This window comes from Streptomyces sp. NPDC026206, assembly GCF_040638465.1.
Classification (GTDB): domain Bacteria; phylum Actinomycetota; class Actinomycetes; order Streptomycetales; family Streptomycetaceae; genus Streptomyces.
The window spans coordinates 247439-262222 of record NZ_JBEZYL010000009.1 but is presented as its reverse complement, the minus strand read 5'-3'; the positions used below and the strand labels follow the sequence as shown (position 1 = coordinate 262222).

At 72.4% G+C, this 14784-nt stretch carries 11 protein-coding genes and 1 pseudogene; 3 read left to right on the top strand and 9 right to left on the bottom strand.

The features are described from left to right. Positions 1-393: 393 nt before the first annotated feature. Both AB0F13_RS16310 and AB0F13_RS16305 read right to left on the bottom strand, forming a co-directional pair. Positions 394-699: a chorismate mutase gene (locus tag AB0F13_RS16310; protein WP_362081579.1), complete on the bottom strand. Its 306-nt coding sequence runs from the start codon at positions 697-699 to the stop codon at positions 394-396. A 16-nt stretch (positions 700-715) separates the two neighbouring features. Beyond that, on the bottom strand, positions 716-1606 hold the full coding sequence (locus tag AB0F13_RS16305) for an AraC family transcriptional regulator (protein WP_362081576.1): 891 nt from the start codon (positions 1604-1606) through the stop codon (positions 716-718). 126 nt (positions 1607-1732) lie between these two features. Here AB0F13_RS16305 and AB0F13_RS16300 point away from each other — a divergent pair, with 126 nt between their 5' ends. After that, positions 1733-3511: a beta-galactosidase family protein gene (locus tag AB0F13_RS16300; protein ID WP_362081573.1), complete on the top strand. Its 1779-nt coding sequence runs from the start codon at positions 1733-1735 to the stop codon at positions 3509-3511. An 80-nt stretch (positions 3512-3591) separates the two neighbouring features. Here AB0F13_RS16300 and AB0F13_RS16295 read toward each other — a convergent pair. Next, positions 3592-6636: pseudogene (locus tag AB0F13_RS16295) on the bottom strand (endo-alpha-N-acetylgalactosaminidase family protein); the annotation flags it as partial. 799 nt (positions 6637-7435) lie between these two features. Here AB0F13_RS16295 and AB0F13_RS16290 point away from each other — a divergent pair. Further along, entirely contained in the window at positions 7436-7834 is a 399-nt protein-coding gene (locus AB0F13_RS16290) for a VOC family protein (protein WP_362081623.1), read from the top strand. 54 nt (positions 7835-7888) lie between these two features. Here AB0F13_RS16290 and AB0F13_RS16285 read toward each other — a convergent pair whose 3' ends face one another. From AB0F13_RS16285 to AB0F13_RS16265, 5 genes are all read right to left on the bottom strand, one after another. Beyond that, a complete protein-coding gene (locus AB0F13_RS16285; RefSeq protein WP_362081570.1) occupies positions 7889-8599 on the bottom strand; it encodes an MBL fold metallo-hydrolase in 711 nt (236 codons plus the stop codon). A gap of 81 nt (positions 8600-8680) precedes the next feature. Continuing rightward, entirely contained in the window at positions 8681-9832 is a 1152-nt protein-coding gene (locus AB0F13_RS16280; RefSeq protein ID WP_362081567.1) for a histidine kinase, read from the bottom strand. Continuing rightward, the gene (locus tag AB0F13_RS16275; protein ID WP_362081564.1) at positions 9829-10512 is read right to left on the bottom strand and encodes a response regulator transcription factor; all 684 of its coding nucleotides are present in this window, start codon (positions 10510-10512) and stop codon (positions 9829-9831) included. The genes AB0F13_RS16280 and AB0F13_RS16275 overlap by 4 nt, the downstream gene beginning before the upstream one ends. Positions 10513-10743: 231 nt before the next feature. After that, positions 10744-11469 carry a hypothetical protein gene (locus tag AB0F13_RS16270; RefSeq protein ID WP_362081561.1) on the bottom strand — a complete coding sequence of 242 codons (726 nt, stop codon included), beginning with the start codon at positions 11467-11469 and terminating at the stop codon, positions 10744-10746. A gap of 262 nt (positions 11470-11731) precedes the next feature. Next, the gene (locus AB0F13_RS16265) at positions 11732-12532 is read right to left on the bottom strand and encodes a serine protease (protein ID WP_362081558.1); all 801 of its coding nucleotides are present in this window, start codon (positions 12530-12532) and stop codon (positions 11732-11734) included. 195 nt (positions 12533-12727) lie between these two features. Between AB0F13_RS16265 and AB0F13_RS16260 the strand changes: the two genes are divergently transcribed. Then, positions 12728-13600, top strand: a complete 873-nt coding sequence (locus AB0F13_RS16260; protein ID WP_362081554.1) for a hypothetical protein — start codon at positions 12728-12730, stop codon at positions 13598-13600. Positions 13601-13725: 125 nt separating this feature from the next. Here AB0F13_RS16260 and AB0F13_RS16255 read toward each other — a convergent pair whose 3' ends face one another. After that, the gene (locus AB0F13_RS16255) at positions 13726-14784 is read right to left on the bottom strand and encodes a hypothetical protein (protein WP_362081551.1); all 1059 of its coding nucleotides are present in this window, start codon (positions 14782-14784) and stop codon (positions 13726-13728) included.

Sequence of the window (14784 nt, the reverse complement as noted above, 5' to 3'; positions counted from 1 at the left end):
CTGAGCGCCGCTGCGGCGGGGAAATATTGCGGCTACCGCCGCGGGCATCCCGCCGGCACGGCAGCGCTCGGCCGCCGCAGTGGCCGGGCGCCATCGTGGCGGGCAGCCCGGCGGTTGCCCACCGGCGAGGCCGCCAGGAAGCACCGGCCGCCGCGCGCCGGCTGGCACCGCCGGATCACGCCGCCGCGGCGGGGGTGGCCGAGGTCCTGGTTGCCGGGCACCGCCGTGCCACGCCGCCGCGGCGGAGGTGGCCGTGATCCTGGTTGCCGGGGCACCGCCGGGCCGGGGCACCGCCGGGCCGGCCGCTGAGGCCGGGCGCCATCGCGGCGGGGCGGCCGGGGCCTCGTTGCTGGGCGGCGCGGTGGTGAGAGGGCCTCGCCGGGGTCGGGGGGCTCAGGTGCGGGCGATTGTTTCGTGGTGGCGGATGACCTCGGCGATGATGAAGTTGAGGAACTTCTCCGCGAAGGCCGGGTCGAGCTTGGCGTTCTCGGCGAGTTCGCGCAGGCGGGCGATCTGGCGGGACTCGCGGGCGGGGTCGGCCGGGGGCATCTTGTGGGCGGCCTTGAGGTGGCCGACCTGCTGGGTGCATTTGAAGCGTTCGGCGAGCATGTGAATGACCGCCGCGTCGATGTTGTCGATGCTGTCGCGCAGGCGGCTCAGCTCGGCCCGTACGGACTCGTCGTTGGCACTGTTGTTCATGTCCACCCCACCGAGCCTATGCGGACGGGCGGGAACCGGTGACCGGTGGGTGCTCCGGGTCGGGGATCTCGTTGCTCCAGCCGCCCGGTACGGCCCGGCCCTGGTGTGCGCGGAAGCGGATGGGGGCGGTGCCGACGCGGCGGGTGAAGAGGCGGCTGAAGTAGGCGGGGTCGTCGTAGCCGACGCGGCGGGCGACGGCGGCGACGGGGAGTTCGGTGGCGGCCAGCAGTTCCTTGGCGCGGCCGAGACGGATGCCGAGCAGGTAGTCCTTGGGGCTGCAGCCGGCGCCGCGGCGTACGGCGGAGCGCAGCTCGGCGGGGGTCATGCCGTGGCGGGCGGCGTGCTGGGTGACGGACAGGTGCAGGAAGGCGTCGCGGGCCAGGGCTCGTAGGACGGGGTCGGTGTCGCCGGTGGGGGCGGCGCGGGCCTGGCGGAGGGCGACGAGGAGTTCGTGGACGGCGGCGGAGGTCTCGACCTCCAGGAGGGGGTTGCCGCGGCGGGCGGCGCGGGCGATGCGGGTGACGGCGGTGCGGGGGCCGGTGGTGTCAGTGAGGGGGACGAGGGGCCGTTCGGGTTCGATGTAGCCCAGTTCGGTGTAGGCGGCGACGGCTGCTCCGGTGAAGTCGACGAAGCTCTCGTCCCAGCCGGTGCCGCGCGCGGCGCCGTAGTGGTGGGGGACGCCGGGGGTGAGCCAGAGCAGGGCGGGTGCGGTGACGGCGTGGGTGCGGGCGTCGGGGGTGCGGTACCAGCCGGTGCCTGCGCTGATGACGACGGCCACGTGGTGGTCGAGGGTGCGGGGGCCGACGGCGGGCAGGGTGCCGTGCTGGAGGCCGACGCCGAGGCAGACGAGGCCGAGCCGGTGGTGGACCGGGCCGGGGGTGAAGTACCGCATCCAGGTGTGATACACGCGTCCCTGCCTTCCGCGGTGCCGCCGGCTCCGTCCAAACAGGGCAGATCTTTGTCCATGGCTCCCTCCCCCGCCAGAGGGCGACGATGGCCGGGTCTGCGGTCGAGGGTGGGAGGCGGCGGGAACGTGGCGGAGTTCGTGGTGGGGGACGAGGGTTTTGAACTCGGCGGGCGGCCGGTGCGGCTGTTGTCGGGGGCGCTGCACTACTTCCGGGTACATGAGGGGCTGTGGGCGCACCGGCTGGGGATGCTGCGGGCGATGGGTCTCAATTGTGTGGAGACGTATGTGCCGTGGAATTGGCATGAGCGGCGCCGGGGGCTGTTGCGTGATCCTCAGGCGCTGGGACGGTTCCTGGACGCGGTGGGTGCGGCGGGGTTGTTCGCGATCGTGCGCCCGGGGCCGTACATCTGTGCGGAGTGGGAGAACGGCGGGTTGCCGTCGTGGCTGACGGGGGAGCTGGGGTCGCGTGTGCGCACGCGTGATGAGCGGTTCGTGCGGGCGGTCGACGGCTGGTTGTCGGTGGTGGCGCGTGAGGTGGTGGGGCGGCAGGTGTGCCGGGGTGGTCCGGTGGTGCTGGTGCAGGTGGAGAACGAGTACGGGTCGTACGGCAGTGATCAGGTTTATCTGCGGCAGCTGGCAGAACGGTGGAAGTCGCTCGGTGTGACGGTGCCGCTGGTTACTTCGGACGGGCCGGAGGGGCACATGCTCTCGGGTGGTTCGGTGCCGGGTGTGCTGGCGACGGTGAATTTCGGGTCGGGGGCGCGGGGGGCGTTCGAGGTGTTGCGGCGGTACCGGCCGCGGGGTCCGTTGATGTGCATGGAGTGGTGGTGCGGCTGGTTCACGCACTGGGGCGGTGAGGTGGCGGCGCGGGAGCCGGAGCAGGCGGCGCGGGCGCTGGGCGAGGTGCTGGAGTGCGGGGCGTCGGTGAACATCTATATGGCGCACGGGGGGACGAATTTCGGTGGCTGGGCCGGTGCCAACCGTTCGGGGGAGGACCATCGTGGGGTGCTGCGGCCGACGGTGACCTCGTACGACTATGACTCGCCGGTCGACGAGTACGGGCGGCCCACGCGGAAGTTCTGGGCTTTCCGGGAGGTGCTGGCGCGGTTCCGGGGCGTGCCGGGCCCGCTGCCTTCGCTGCCGCCGGCGCCGCCGGTGCTGGGCGGTGGGGTGGTGGTCCGGCTGGTCGAGTGGGCGCTTTTGGGTGAGGTGGTGGAGGTGCTGGGGGACGACGAGTGCGAGGGTGCGGTGCCGGCGACGTTCGAGGAACTGGGTGTCGATCGGGGGGTGGTGCGTTACTGCTTCACGGTGCCGGGGCCGCGTCAGGGGTGTGCGCTGGTGGTGGCGGGGTTGCGTGATGTGGCGACGGTGTATGTGGACGGAGTGCGTACGGGCGTTGTCGACGGTGGGGACGGCGTCGGTGTGGTGCCGCTCGGTGAGGTGGCGGGGCCGGCGTCGGTGGAGTTGTGGGTGGAGTCGCTCGGCCGGGTCAACTACGGGCCTCGTCTGGGGGAGTCCAAGGGCATCACGGGTGGCGTGTTGCACGAGCGGCAGTACGTGCACGGGGTGCGGGCGCGGGGGCTGCGGCTGGATGCCGTGGAGGAGCCGGGGGCTGCGGCCGGGGTGCCGTGGCGGGCGTGGGGGGCGGGCGGCGCCGGTGGGCCGGGGCTGTACCGGGGGGTGTTCGAGGTGGTGGGGGCCGGTTGCGCGTCGGTGGAGTTGCCGGGCTGGGTGCGGGGCTTTGTGTGGGTGAACGGTTTCTGTGTGGGCCGTTACTGGGACCGGGGGCCGCAGCGTGCGCTGTATGTGCCGGGGCCGGTGTTGCGTGAGGGGGCGAACGAGCTGATGGTGCTGGAGTTCGAGCGGCCGGGCGATCCGGCGCTCCCGGTGGGGGCGGTGGGCTGAGCTCCCGTCCCGCTGGTCACCGGCCGATGACGGTGACCAACGGGACGGAACCCCGTGGATGTCTCTTGCCCGACTGCATGCACGGTGAAGCCGTCCAGGCAGAACTCAGCGGTCCCGTTTTCTCCGGTCTTCCGCAATCCCACCCACGCCTCGCCTCCTCCGGGCGCGGTGAACTCGTAGGAGTGCGTGGTGGGGGCGGTGGCAACAGGCAGGTCCGTACGGGTCAGCTCGCGCGCTCCCGGCTCGTCCACGGCGGTGATCCAGGCGTACTGGCCCGCCTGTTCGTTCTCGTAGCGGAATGTCACGCGGTAGCGGCGGCCGGGGGTGAAGCGCACGGTGTGCGGGACGGTGCGGTAGACCAGTCCCGGGTTCTCGCCGCGTGACTTCAGCGACTGGGTGCCGTCGATGACGTCGTCGACGGCCTTGCCGTTCCAGCCGCGCTGTGTGTAGGGGGCGTGCCGCTGGGCGATGTGGGTGCGGGGGTCGGTGGTGCCGCCGGCGTCGCCCTTGACGAAGGGGCCCCAGCCCTGCGGCACGTTCTCGAAGTCCTCGAAGACCAGTGCGCCGGGGGCGGTTGCCTGCCGGCCGGGTACCACGCGTACGGCGTCGAAGCGGACCGGTGCCCGGCCGGGTGCGGCCGTCAGGGAGAGGGTGACGGGGCCGCCGCCGTCCGGCACCGTGAACCAGGTGAACATGCGTTGGAAGCGTGTGCCGTGTTTGCGGTCGGCGGCCACGTGGTTGACGGCGGTGGAGGTGTCCGTCCAGTTCGTGGCGGTGACTCCGTCGGCCGTGCGGACGGTGAGTGCGGCGGTGCGCCGCTCCCCCGCCTCGGCGCCGACCTCGACCTGGACGGATGCGGCGTATGTGCCGGGTCGCAGGCGTGCCAGCCGCTGGCTGACGGTGGCGGCTCCCCCGGCGCCGATGACCAGCTCCCAGTCGCCGAGTGCGCTGCGCACGGCCCGGGCGGGGCCGGTGACCTGCCAGGCGTCGAGGGTGCCGGAGAGGAAGTGGGGGTCGTGCACGGGGGTGCCCTCGCCCCAGCGGGGGTCGGTGCGCCGTCCGTCCCGTCTGCGGGTGAGGACGTAGGGCTGGCCGGGTGTGGCGTCGACGGTGACGCGGCCGTCGCGCACCGGCAGCTCGGTGGGGGCGGCCCGGCCCTGGTCGGTGAGGCGGTGCAGCACGACCGTGCGCAGGGCGGACCAGCCGCGTGGCAGGGACCAGGTGGTGTGCCCGCCGTGGGGGTTGTAGTGGTAGAGCTTGGCGGGGTCGGTGGCGCGGCGGGGTTCCCAGGGCAGGAGGTAGGTGCCGTCGTCGTAGACGAGGCGGCCGTCCGTGGTGATCTTCCTGGTTCCGTCGGAGTCCGATACGGAGGTCCCGGTGGGGCCGGCGAACGTGATCTCGTGGTCGTTCCAGGTTTGGATGGCGAACGCCTGCAGATACTTCGCGGGTAGGTTCTCGGTCCACAGGAGGCGGTAGAAGGGCTCCCAGTCGGTCTTGCCCTGCCAGCCTTCGAAGGTGCCGAGCCTGGCCGTGCCCAGTAGGGGCCACTTGTCGGCGAAGACGTCTTTTTGGTGGTGGCGGATGAAGCGGATGAGGCGGGAGTTGATTCCGCGTGAGGTGTCGGGGCCGTAGTCGGTCTCGGTGGCCCAGTGCGACCAGAGGCTGGAGCGTTCCAGGCCGTGGCCCCACTCGGTGGTGATCTGCCAGCCCTGCCGGTGCAGCTCGCGCTGGAGGCGGTCGGAGTTCCAGCCGGACTCGCGGAAGACGTCGATGTAGAGGGTGTTCAGGGCCGGGTGGGTCTCCTCGCGCAGCTGCCGGAAGCGGCGGGTGATGTCGCCGGAGAGCAGGTCGCGGCGGGCGTCGATCCGGTAGGACTGGTCGAGCCAGTCCCACTGGCGGTCGTTCTTGTCGACGAGTGTCCCGGAGAAGGCGTGGGCGACCGGGTAGGCCTCGGTGGTGTTGACGTGCACGGCGAAGTCGCTGTTCCACCGCTTGCCGATGCGCAGCAGGGTGTTGAGGTCGGCGAGGCCGCCGGCGCGGGTGTTGTAGTTGCCCGCGTAGTCGGGGTGTGCGGAGTCGTGGCCTTCGGACTGGTAGCCCTTGAGCAGGGTGAACTGCCGTAGGCCGTCGGTGGCGAGGTGGATGCGCTTGATGTTGTCGAGGGTGGTCAGGAACGGGTTGGTGGCCTGGCCTGCGAAGTTGAACGGGATGTGGGGGACGACGCGTAGGTGCTGTTCGTCGGCGCCGGGCGGGTTGACCATGATGTCGCGCATGGCGATGGCCGCGTCCTGCCAGTCGGCGGTGCCGTCGCCGTTGCGGTCCCGGGTGATGATGACGCTCGCGCGGGGCAGGGGTTCGGTGTCGGGCAGGGGTGCGGTGGCGGCCCGGTGGGTCCACTGGCCGCAGGTGAGCTGGGCCTTGGTGTAGCCGGGGCGTGTGAGGTTCTGCCGCCACAGGCGCCCGTTCTCCCATGTGGTGGTGGGGTCGGGTCTGTCGTGGACGGTGTTCGTCTCGATGGCGGCGGCGAGGAGGCCGGTGCTGACGACGGCGTACGCACAGCCGGTGGGGGCCGCGTCGGCGGGTGTGGTGGGGGTGAGGTGTACGAGGGTGTCGCCGCTCTTGGCCTTGTCCAGCTGGATGCGGGCGGCGAGCAGGGTGGCGCCGGGCTGGGTGCTGCGGACGGACAGGAAGGCGAGCGACGGAACCTGCACGGTTCCCACGCGCAGCCGGGGTGTGTCGGCGATGCGGGTGACGCGCCAGTGCACGCGCCAGCCGTCGACGCTGATGTTCACGTCGATGCGGGTGTCACCGAGAGCCAGCCGGTAGGAGGCGTGGTCGCGGCCGGTGGTGGCGGTGACCTCGGGGGTGTGCTCGACGCCGTCGATCAGCAGTGACGTCACGGGGTCCTCCTGGCCGTACAGGACGGCGCCGCGGGCGCGGTCGGTGTACGACAGGACGCGCGGGAAGCGGGTGTCCACGCGGACGTCGAGCACGTCGGAGCGCAGTACGGCTTCGGTACCGGCGGCGGCGCGGGCGGCACCGGGGTCCAGGGCGGCGCCCAGGCCTGCCAGGGCGGTGGTGACGACTACGGCCCGTCGGCCCGGGCCCGGGTGGTCTGCGGTCACGGCGTCACCTTGGGGCTGGAGCGGTGGGGGTGACCATGGACAAAGGGGGTTGCCGTATTGGACTAATGAAACGCATGCTCGGCGTGGGGCGTCCCGGCTCCTGGAACGATCCAACCCCTGGAGGTGGGCCCCGGCAGTGCCCCCTCGTGAAGGGGGCGCGGGGCGGGGCGGCCGACGGTCGTGCCCATGGTGATCAAGATCGCCGGTAACCGGCCTACGAGCAGGGGACGTTCCATGGCGCGGCGCGGCACGGCTCGGCGGCCGCTACGGCCCTCGTCATCGCCGCTCTGGGGGGGGGCGGCGCCGGCGGTGGCGGCGCAGCCGTCCGGCCGGGCCGGCGCAGGCCGCCCCGGCGCGGCAGGCGGAGCGGGGCACGCTGCTGTCCACGAGCCTGCTCGCCGGCCTCGGGCCCGGCCAGGTCACCTCGTTCCTGAGCACATCGGGGATCGATGCCGGGCAGACCGCGTACCGCGTGCTGCGACTGGAAGCCGGACGTTCCGTTACGGCTGCACACCGCGGCCGGTGACACCGACGTACCCCTAGTCAACCGCTCAAGTGCGCCCTTGACTTCGCGCACAACGGCGTGAAGATGCCGGTGACCGACCACGGGAAGAGCGACCACTTCGGTGCCTTCAAGGAGGCCGGACCGCAGATCGCCCGCTGCTTCAACACGCTGGACCGCCACGCCTGGTGGACGGCTCGGGGCCCGCCTCCGCCGGGCCCGGCGGGGCAGCGCTCTCCTTCGAGCGCACCGCAGGGCGTCGTTCACATCCGCCCGGCGGCGCGGCATCATGAACTCATGATCGCCACACTGCAGTGCACCGTCATCGACTGTCCCGATCCGCTGGCGCTGGCGCGCTTCTACTCCGCCGTCCTCGGCTGGCGGATCGACCACGACGACAGTGACCCCGGCTGGGTCTGGCTGACCGACACCGCCACCCGTCAGCGCATCGCCTTCCAGGGCGTGGAGAGCGAGTACCGGCCGCCGCGCTGGCCCGACGCCGACCATCCGCAGCAGATGCACCTGGACTTCGTCGTCGACACCCGCGAGGACGTGGAGCGGGCGCAGCAGGAGGTCGTCGCCCTCGGTGCGACGTTCCTTCACGACAGCGGCGGCCAGAAGTCGGGCTTCCGGGTGTTCTCCGACCCGGCGGGGCACCCCTTCTGCCTCTGCTACGGGCAGACGCCCCCAGTCTGAGCCGGGCCCGGGCCGGGCCGGAGCGGGGCGCCGGAGCGGGGCCGGGCACGGCCTCTAAGAGACCGGTTGCCCGGCCGCCGCCCGCAGTGCCGCACCCGCGCCGACGGTGAGGGGCGCACCGTGACCGAAACAGGCCGTTTGAACGTCCAGCGCCGCCTGACGGTGGAAGGACGCGACGGCCTGCTGCCGGTCGACGTTGAAGACGCCGGGCATCAGCTGCTGGACGTTGGCGATGGTGTCGCCCGTGAACAGCACTCCGGACGACGTCAGGTGCAGGGCGACGCTGCCGGCCGTGTGCCCCGGCACGGCGAGTACCCGTACCTCCTCGCCCCAGTCCAGGACGTCGCCCTCGCCGAGCTCCCGGTCCACCCGGCAGGGTGTGACGGGCGGGACGTCGGCCAGCGCCGCGTGCACGGACTCGTACAGCGGTACCTCCCATTCCTCGAGCACCGGCGGCGGCTCCGGTATCTCCCCCCGGATCACGGGCGCGTCGGCCGCGCCCGCCAGCACCCTCGCCCCGGTGGCTGCCGCCAGAGCGGCCGCGGAGCCGGTGTGGTCCATGTGGGAGTGGGTCAGCACGATCTCCTTGAGGTCCCCGGGCCGTGCGCCCAGGTCCGCCAGGGCGTCGAGGATGCGTTCGGCGTGTTCCGGCAGCCCGGTGTCGACGAGGGCCCAGCCGGCGCCGCCGGGCATGCGCACCGCGTAGGCCTGACCGGCGGTGAAGGTGAACATCCATAGGGAAGGCGTGACTTGCGTGATCTCCATGCCGCGAGCCTAGGGGCCGGTCCCGGCCCGTCCCAAGGCTTTGCGCCGGTGGCGAATTGAGCCTCCGGCGAACGGCGCGGCTCAGCTGCCCCGGTCCACCGGGAAGAGCGCCGTCACCTGCCATCCGCCTTCCGGTGCGGGGCCCGCGGTCAGCAGGCCGCCCATCGCCTTGGCGCGTTCGGCGAGCCCGACGAGGCCGAATCCCCCGCCCGACGCCTTCTCGGACAGGGAAGCCGCCCGTTTGCCGTCGTCCGCGATGCGCAGCTCGACGCCCGTGGGAACGCCCCGCACCCCGATGCGTACGGCCGTGGCGTCGGCGGCGTGCTTGCGGACGTTGGTGAGGGCCTCGCGGACGACGCGGTGGACGCCCGCGGCGACTTCACCCGGGATCCAGGTTTCCATGCCTCTTTCGATGTAAAGGGCGACGGGTGGGCCCGTACGGGCGAACGCCTCGGTCAGTGCGCGTACCTCGGGCAGGCCGGCGACGGGCTCCGTCTCGGCTTCGCCCTCCCGCAGGACGCCCACCAGGCGGCGCATCGCGCCGAGCGCCTCGCCCGCGGACGTCTCGATGCGTTCGAAGGCCCCGGCCGCGGGCTGCCCCTCCAGGGCGGTGAAGCGGGCGGCCTGGGCCTGTACGGCGATTCCGGTGATGTGGTGGGCGACGAGGTCGTGGAGCTCGCGGGCCAGTTCCAGGCGCTCGGCCGTGCGAACGGCGGCCATGTCGCGCATGCGCCGTGCGGACTGGCCGCGCAGGAGGAGGGAGTAGCTGCCCACGACGACGGTCAGGACCGTGAACAGGGCGGTGAACCACTCCGGGTTGAGGTCGCGCATGGGCGTGGCGACGACGGCGATGGCGAGCATCGGGCCGAGGGTGGCGGCGACGCGGTGGGAGGACCGGCTGACGACGAGGGTGAGCAGGACGAGCAGGGCGACGCCCTCGCCCATGCCCCACACGACGGCGGGGTGCGCTCCGGTCATCAGGACGGCGGAAGCGGTCCAGGAGACGGCGACGGCGATGCCCGCCCGTACGTTCAGCGCGATCCAGCCGTAGGGCACGGCGCACAGGCAGACCAGGACGCCGGCGGCGAGGACCACGGCGTGCGGCTCGCTGGGCTGGCGGGCCAGGGCGATGCCCTCGAAGCCGACGAGGCAGAGCAGGACGGCCCCCAGGGCGGCCTTCGCGGCTGCCGTTCCCCGGGGGTGGCGGACGGCCCATGCGGCCCATCTGTTCACGTGCCGCCCGTGGCCAGCCCGCTCTCCCAGGCCCATGCGGCGATCTCGACGCGGTTGCGGGCATCGAGCTTGAGCTGCACGTTGGCCAGGTGGGTCTTGACCGTGGACAGGGAGACGAACAGTTCGGTGGCGATCTCGGCGTTGGTGGCGCCGCGGGCCAGGCAGCGCACGACGTCGGCCTCGCGGTCGGTGAGCGGCTCGGAGGGCTGCCGGACCGCGTCGGCGGCCCCTGTGGCCGCCGGGGCCATGTCGCGCAGCAGCCGGACGGTGATCGCCGGTGAGATGAGGGAGTCGCCGACGGCCGCGGCATGGACGGCCTCGACCAGCATGGCGGGGCTGGCGTCCTTCAGGAGGAAGCCGGAGGCACCGTTGCGCAGGGCCGTGTGGACGTATTCGTCCAGGTCGAAGGTGGTGACGATGACGATGCGGGGGCGCTGGCCACGCTCGGGGCGGGCGGTGGAGAGCTCGGACAGGCGGCGGGTGACCTCAAGGCCGTCCAGCTTGGGCATGCGGATGTCGAGGAGCAGGACGTCGGGCTCGTGGCGCTCGACGGCCTCCAGGGCGGCCTCGCCGTCGACGGCGTCGGCCACGACCTCGATGTCGGGCTGGCTCTCCAGGATCATCCGGAAACCGGTGCGGACCATCTCCTGGTCGTCCGCGATGACCACGGTGATCGCCATGCTGTGCCCTCGCTCCTGGGAGGCTTGGGAAGACCGGGGAAGGTTCGGTGCTCGCAGAGCCCCGCCCGGGCGGGGCGTCTCTCCATGTCACCGGGGCTGTCCGGACCCCGCAACCGCAAGGGCGCGCCCGCCGACCGCGGGGCCGCGGGGCCGCGCCGCACGATCCGGTGGGCGCCGCGCCACACGATCCGGTGGGCGCCGCGCCGCATGGTGCGGTGGGCGCCGCGCCGGTCAGTCGGCGGTGCGGCCGTGGCGGCGCAGCGCGACGCGCACGCCGTAGGCGCCGCCGCCGACGGCCAGCAGGGCGACCGCGCCGGCGACGACGGGGGTGCCGACGTCCCCGACGTCGTGGCTGGCCTTGATGACCTGGCCCGCTTCGACCACGCGCTTGACGGGGTTGCCGGAGGAGTGGTGGGGCGGCTTGCCGGCGGTCGCCGCACGGTGCTTCCCGGTCCCGGGCGTGGGGCCGGCCGCGACGGTGGCCTTGTCGCCGTGGGCCCCGGAGGTGGCGGTGCCGGCCCGGTGGGCGGTCGTGGCGGCCTTGGGGGCGGCGGTGCCGCCGGTCTCCGGGGTGTGGCGCAGGGAGCCGGAGGCGAAGTCGTAGTAGTTTGTCAGGCTGCTGCCGTCGAGCCGGGCGCGCAGGGTGGGGCGGGAGCTGTCACCGCCGAGGATGCGCAGGTGCAGCCGGTCGAGGTCGGCCGTGGGGCGGCGGGTGTCGAAGGTGCGCTGCTGCTTGCCGTGGCTGGTGACGGTCACGCTCGTGCCGCCGCTGCCGGAGGTCAGGCTGGCCCGGCTGCCGTCGGGGAGGCGCACCTGCTGGACGGTGGAGCCGCCGCGCCCGGAGTGGGTGTCACGGTCCTGCTGGTCCGCCGCGAAGGCGCTCGCCGTCGGGTACGCCACGGCCGCGACGGCGGCGGTGAGGACGGTGGCGGCGGCGATGCGGGACTTCACGGACACGAGGGGTGCCTTTCCGTAACGGTCGGCTCTGACGGTGGCCGCCGGCTTTCGGAGGCACGCTCTTACGTTACGGACGTTTATGTGCCGCACACCTCGACTGTCCGACCATTCTCGTCTCGGCCGAAAGGATGACGGGACCCCTTCGCGTCATACCGAAGTGTGGGTCCCGGCCGGCCGGAGAGGGCCGTGCGGGCCCGTACCGGTGCTGGGCCGTCCGGGTCAGCGGACGGCCCGGCGGGGCCGGTACGGGCGGGGATGCGGCTCAGCCGCCGAGGCTCGCCGCGGCGGACCTGATGTCCGAGGCGAAGGTGCTCACCTCGGTGTAGACGCCGGGGAAGCCGCGGCGTGCGCAGCCCTCGCCCCAGCTGACGATGCCGACCTGGATCCAGGCGCCGGCGTCGTCCTTACGGAACATCGGGCCGCCGGAGTCACCCTGGCAGGTGTCCACGCCGCCGGTGTCCATGAAGCCGGCGCATATCTCCTCGCCGGGGGTGAGGCTGCCGCCGTAGGCGCCCTCGCAGGTGGCGTCGTCGACGAAGGGGACGGTGGCCTTCTGCAGGAAGCGCTGCTGGCCGCCGCCCTCCTTGGTGGCGCCCCAGCCGGCGACGGTGAAGGTGCCGTTGTTGTAGGCCGCGGTGTCGGCGATCTTGAGGGTGGGCAGGTCGATGGGCTTGGCGAGCTTGATCAGTGCCCAGTCCTTGCCGACGCCGTTGTAGCCGGGGGCTTGCAGGACGCGGGTGGACTTGACCTTGACGGCCTGGGAGGAGTTGAGGTCCACCACGCCGGCGGTGGCGGTGATCGAGGTGTTGGCGCCGCTGCCGTTCACGCAGTGCGCGGCGGTCAGGACGATCTGCCGGGTGTAGAGCGCGCCGCCGCAGCCCATGGACAGCCGCACCATGAAGGGGAACTCCCCTTGAGCGGCGGGCTCGCCACCGACGACACTGGGGCCGGGCCGGGGCTCGGGGTCCTGCGCCTGGGCGGCGGAGGGCTGGAGACTGAACGCGGCGAGGGCGACCGCGCCCACTGCGGTGCATCTTTTGAGCACCTTGAGGTAGTTGCGCAACGGTCTTCCTTTCGTGGGAGGTTGTGCGCACCGCATGGCCGGGTGGGGTGGGGTTCTTGTAGGGCTCATGACAATGCGCGTTGTGATTATCGAGCCGGGTGGCACCCGCGACCTAGCCGCGTTTTCGGCCAGTCGGCAGGGGTGGGGCGCCCGTACAGTGGAAGGGCACCGGCAACCGCACGGGGGTGGTCACGCGTGGGCTCGGACCTCGCGATCGAGCACGGCTTCCCGCACGTGGAGGCCGTCCGGTCGGCGATCACGGCGCTGTACAAGCGGCTCTCCTACGACGGAGTGCGCTCCTTCGCGGCGAGCCTGCCGCCGGCCGGCGCCGCCTTCTTCGACGACGAGGACCCCTACCTGGGCGTCCAGCGGGTCGCCGGCGAGATGGTGCGGCACCTGCGCCTGCCCGACGCCCGCATGATCGTCAGCTTCCGCGACATGCGGCACGCGGGGAGCATCGAACTCGCGGCGGGGCCCGAGTACTTCATCGAGCTCAACTCCCGCTTCAAGAGCCACCGCCGCGACATCGGGGCCGCGCTCGCGCATGAGGTGATGCACGTCTACCTGCACCGGCTCGGCCTGGAACTGCCCGGCACACGGGACAACGAGATCCTCACCGACACCGCCGCCGCCTACCTCGGGGCGGGGTGGCTGCTGCTCGACGCCTACCGTGAGTCGTCGGTTTCGACGCAGAAGCTGGGGTATCTCACGCCGGAGGAGTTCGGGTACGTGCTCGCCAAGCGCGCCCTCGCGTTCGGCGAGGACCCCTCGCCCTGGTTCACCAGCCCGCAGGCCTACGACGCGTACGTACGGGGGCGGGAGAAGGCCCGGCGGGACGCGCGGTGTCCCCCGCTGGCGGCTGCCGGGCGGCTGGGGCGTCACCGGTACGTACGGGACCGGCGGGCCGGGTCGGCGGGGAGCGATGCGGGGTACGCGTTCGAGGGTCAGGACCCTCGGCGCGTGACGTTTCCGTGCCCCACGTGTCATCAGCGGATCCGGGTGCCGGTGCGGGGGCGTTTTGCGGCGCGGTGCGGGTTGTGCCGGAGTGTGCTGGACTGCGATACGTAGGGGCGGTATGCGGGTGGTTTTCCCCTACCCCGCCCTTTCACCGTTTCTTGTCCTCAATCGCCGGACGGGCTGACTAGTCAGCCCGTCCGGCGATTGAGGACCGGGGTACGGGGCGGAGCCCCGGTTCACGAGCGCGCCCACCACTTGCGGAGGACCTTTTCGGCCGGTTTTCCGTGCGGGGTGTACGCCAGGCGCTTCGCGGTCTCGCCGCTGTCGGGCCAGTCGTCCCACATCCACCAGCACACGCCCGCCCACCAGGGCTTGCCGTCGAAGGCTGCGAACAGCGCCTCGTAGGCCGCGGCCTGTTCGTCCTCGCCACTGCGCTTGCTGACGGTCCAGGAGTAGGGCGCCGTGGTCGTACCGCGCTGACTGACGTAGCCGGCCTCGGTGAAGAGGATCTTCCGGTGCTGTCGCTCCGAGAAGGCGGCGAGCTCGCGCGTGATCGGCTGCCAGGCCTGCCGCAGCCGCGCCGGGTCCGCGGTGGCCTTGTCGGCCAGCGGCCAGTAGGCGTCGATGCCGATGACGTCGAGGTCCTTCCAGAAAGGGATCTTCTGGTACTCGTCGTAGTTCGCGGCATACGTCAGGGGGCCCTTGTAACGCTCGCGGATCGCGGCGATGGTCCTCCCCCAGCGCTCGCCGTCCTGCGAGGTGCCCGCGAGCTCGGTGCCGACCGAGAACTGCTCGACACCCGCGTCAGCGGACAGCCGCGCGTAGTGGGTGATGAAGCGTTCGTACGCATCGAACCAGGCGTCGCGGTCGCGGGGCCGGATCTCGGCGCGGTCGCCGCCCTTGGTCAGGTCGACATGGGGCTTGACCATGGTCTTGAGCCCCGCGTCGTGGGCGAGGCGGATGATGTGGCGCAGGCTGTCGTCACCGGCGGTCTCGTCCGTGGTGCGCATCGCCGAGTCGGTGACACGGTCCTGGTACCAGGTGGGGGTGAAGGTCACCCACCGGGCGCCGGTAGCGGCGATCTGGCGCAGATACGTTCCCGCTTGGGGGCTGCTGTAGTCGTCGGCGTTCCACGAGGGAAGCGTGACGCCCCGCAATCCGCTCACCTTCCTGTCGTCGGGCCGGCCGCTCGGGCCGCCGGTCGGGGTGTCGGAGTCGTCGTCGCCGCCGGAGGAGGAACATCCGGCGACGAAGAGGACGGCCACCGCCACCACGGCGGCGGCCGTCCTCCTCAT

Excerpts from the sequence above, each read along its gene's own strand:
- AB0F13_RS16310 (WP_362081579.1), bottom strand. The coding sequence starts at position 699 with ATGAACAACAGTGCCAACGACGAGTCCGTACGGGCCGAGCTGAGCCGC.
- AB0F13_RS16290 (WP_362081623.1), top strand. The coding sequence starts at position 7,436 with ATGATCGCCACACTGCAGTGCACCGTCATCGACTGTCCCGATCCGCTG.
- AB0F13_RS16285 (WP_362081570.1), bottom strand. The coding sequence starts at position 8,599 with ATGGAGATCACGCAAGTCACGCCTTCCCTATGGATGTTCACCTTCACC.
- AB0F13_RS16275 (WP_362081564.1), bottom strand. The coding sequence starts at position 10,512 with ATGGCGATCACCGTGGTCATCGCGGACGACCAGGAGATGGTCCGCACC.
- AB0F13_RS16255 (WP_362081551.1), bottom strand. The coding sequence starts at position 14,784 with ATGAGGAGGACGGCCGCCGCCGTGGTGGCGGTGGCCGTCCTCTTCGTC.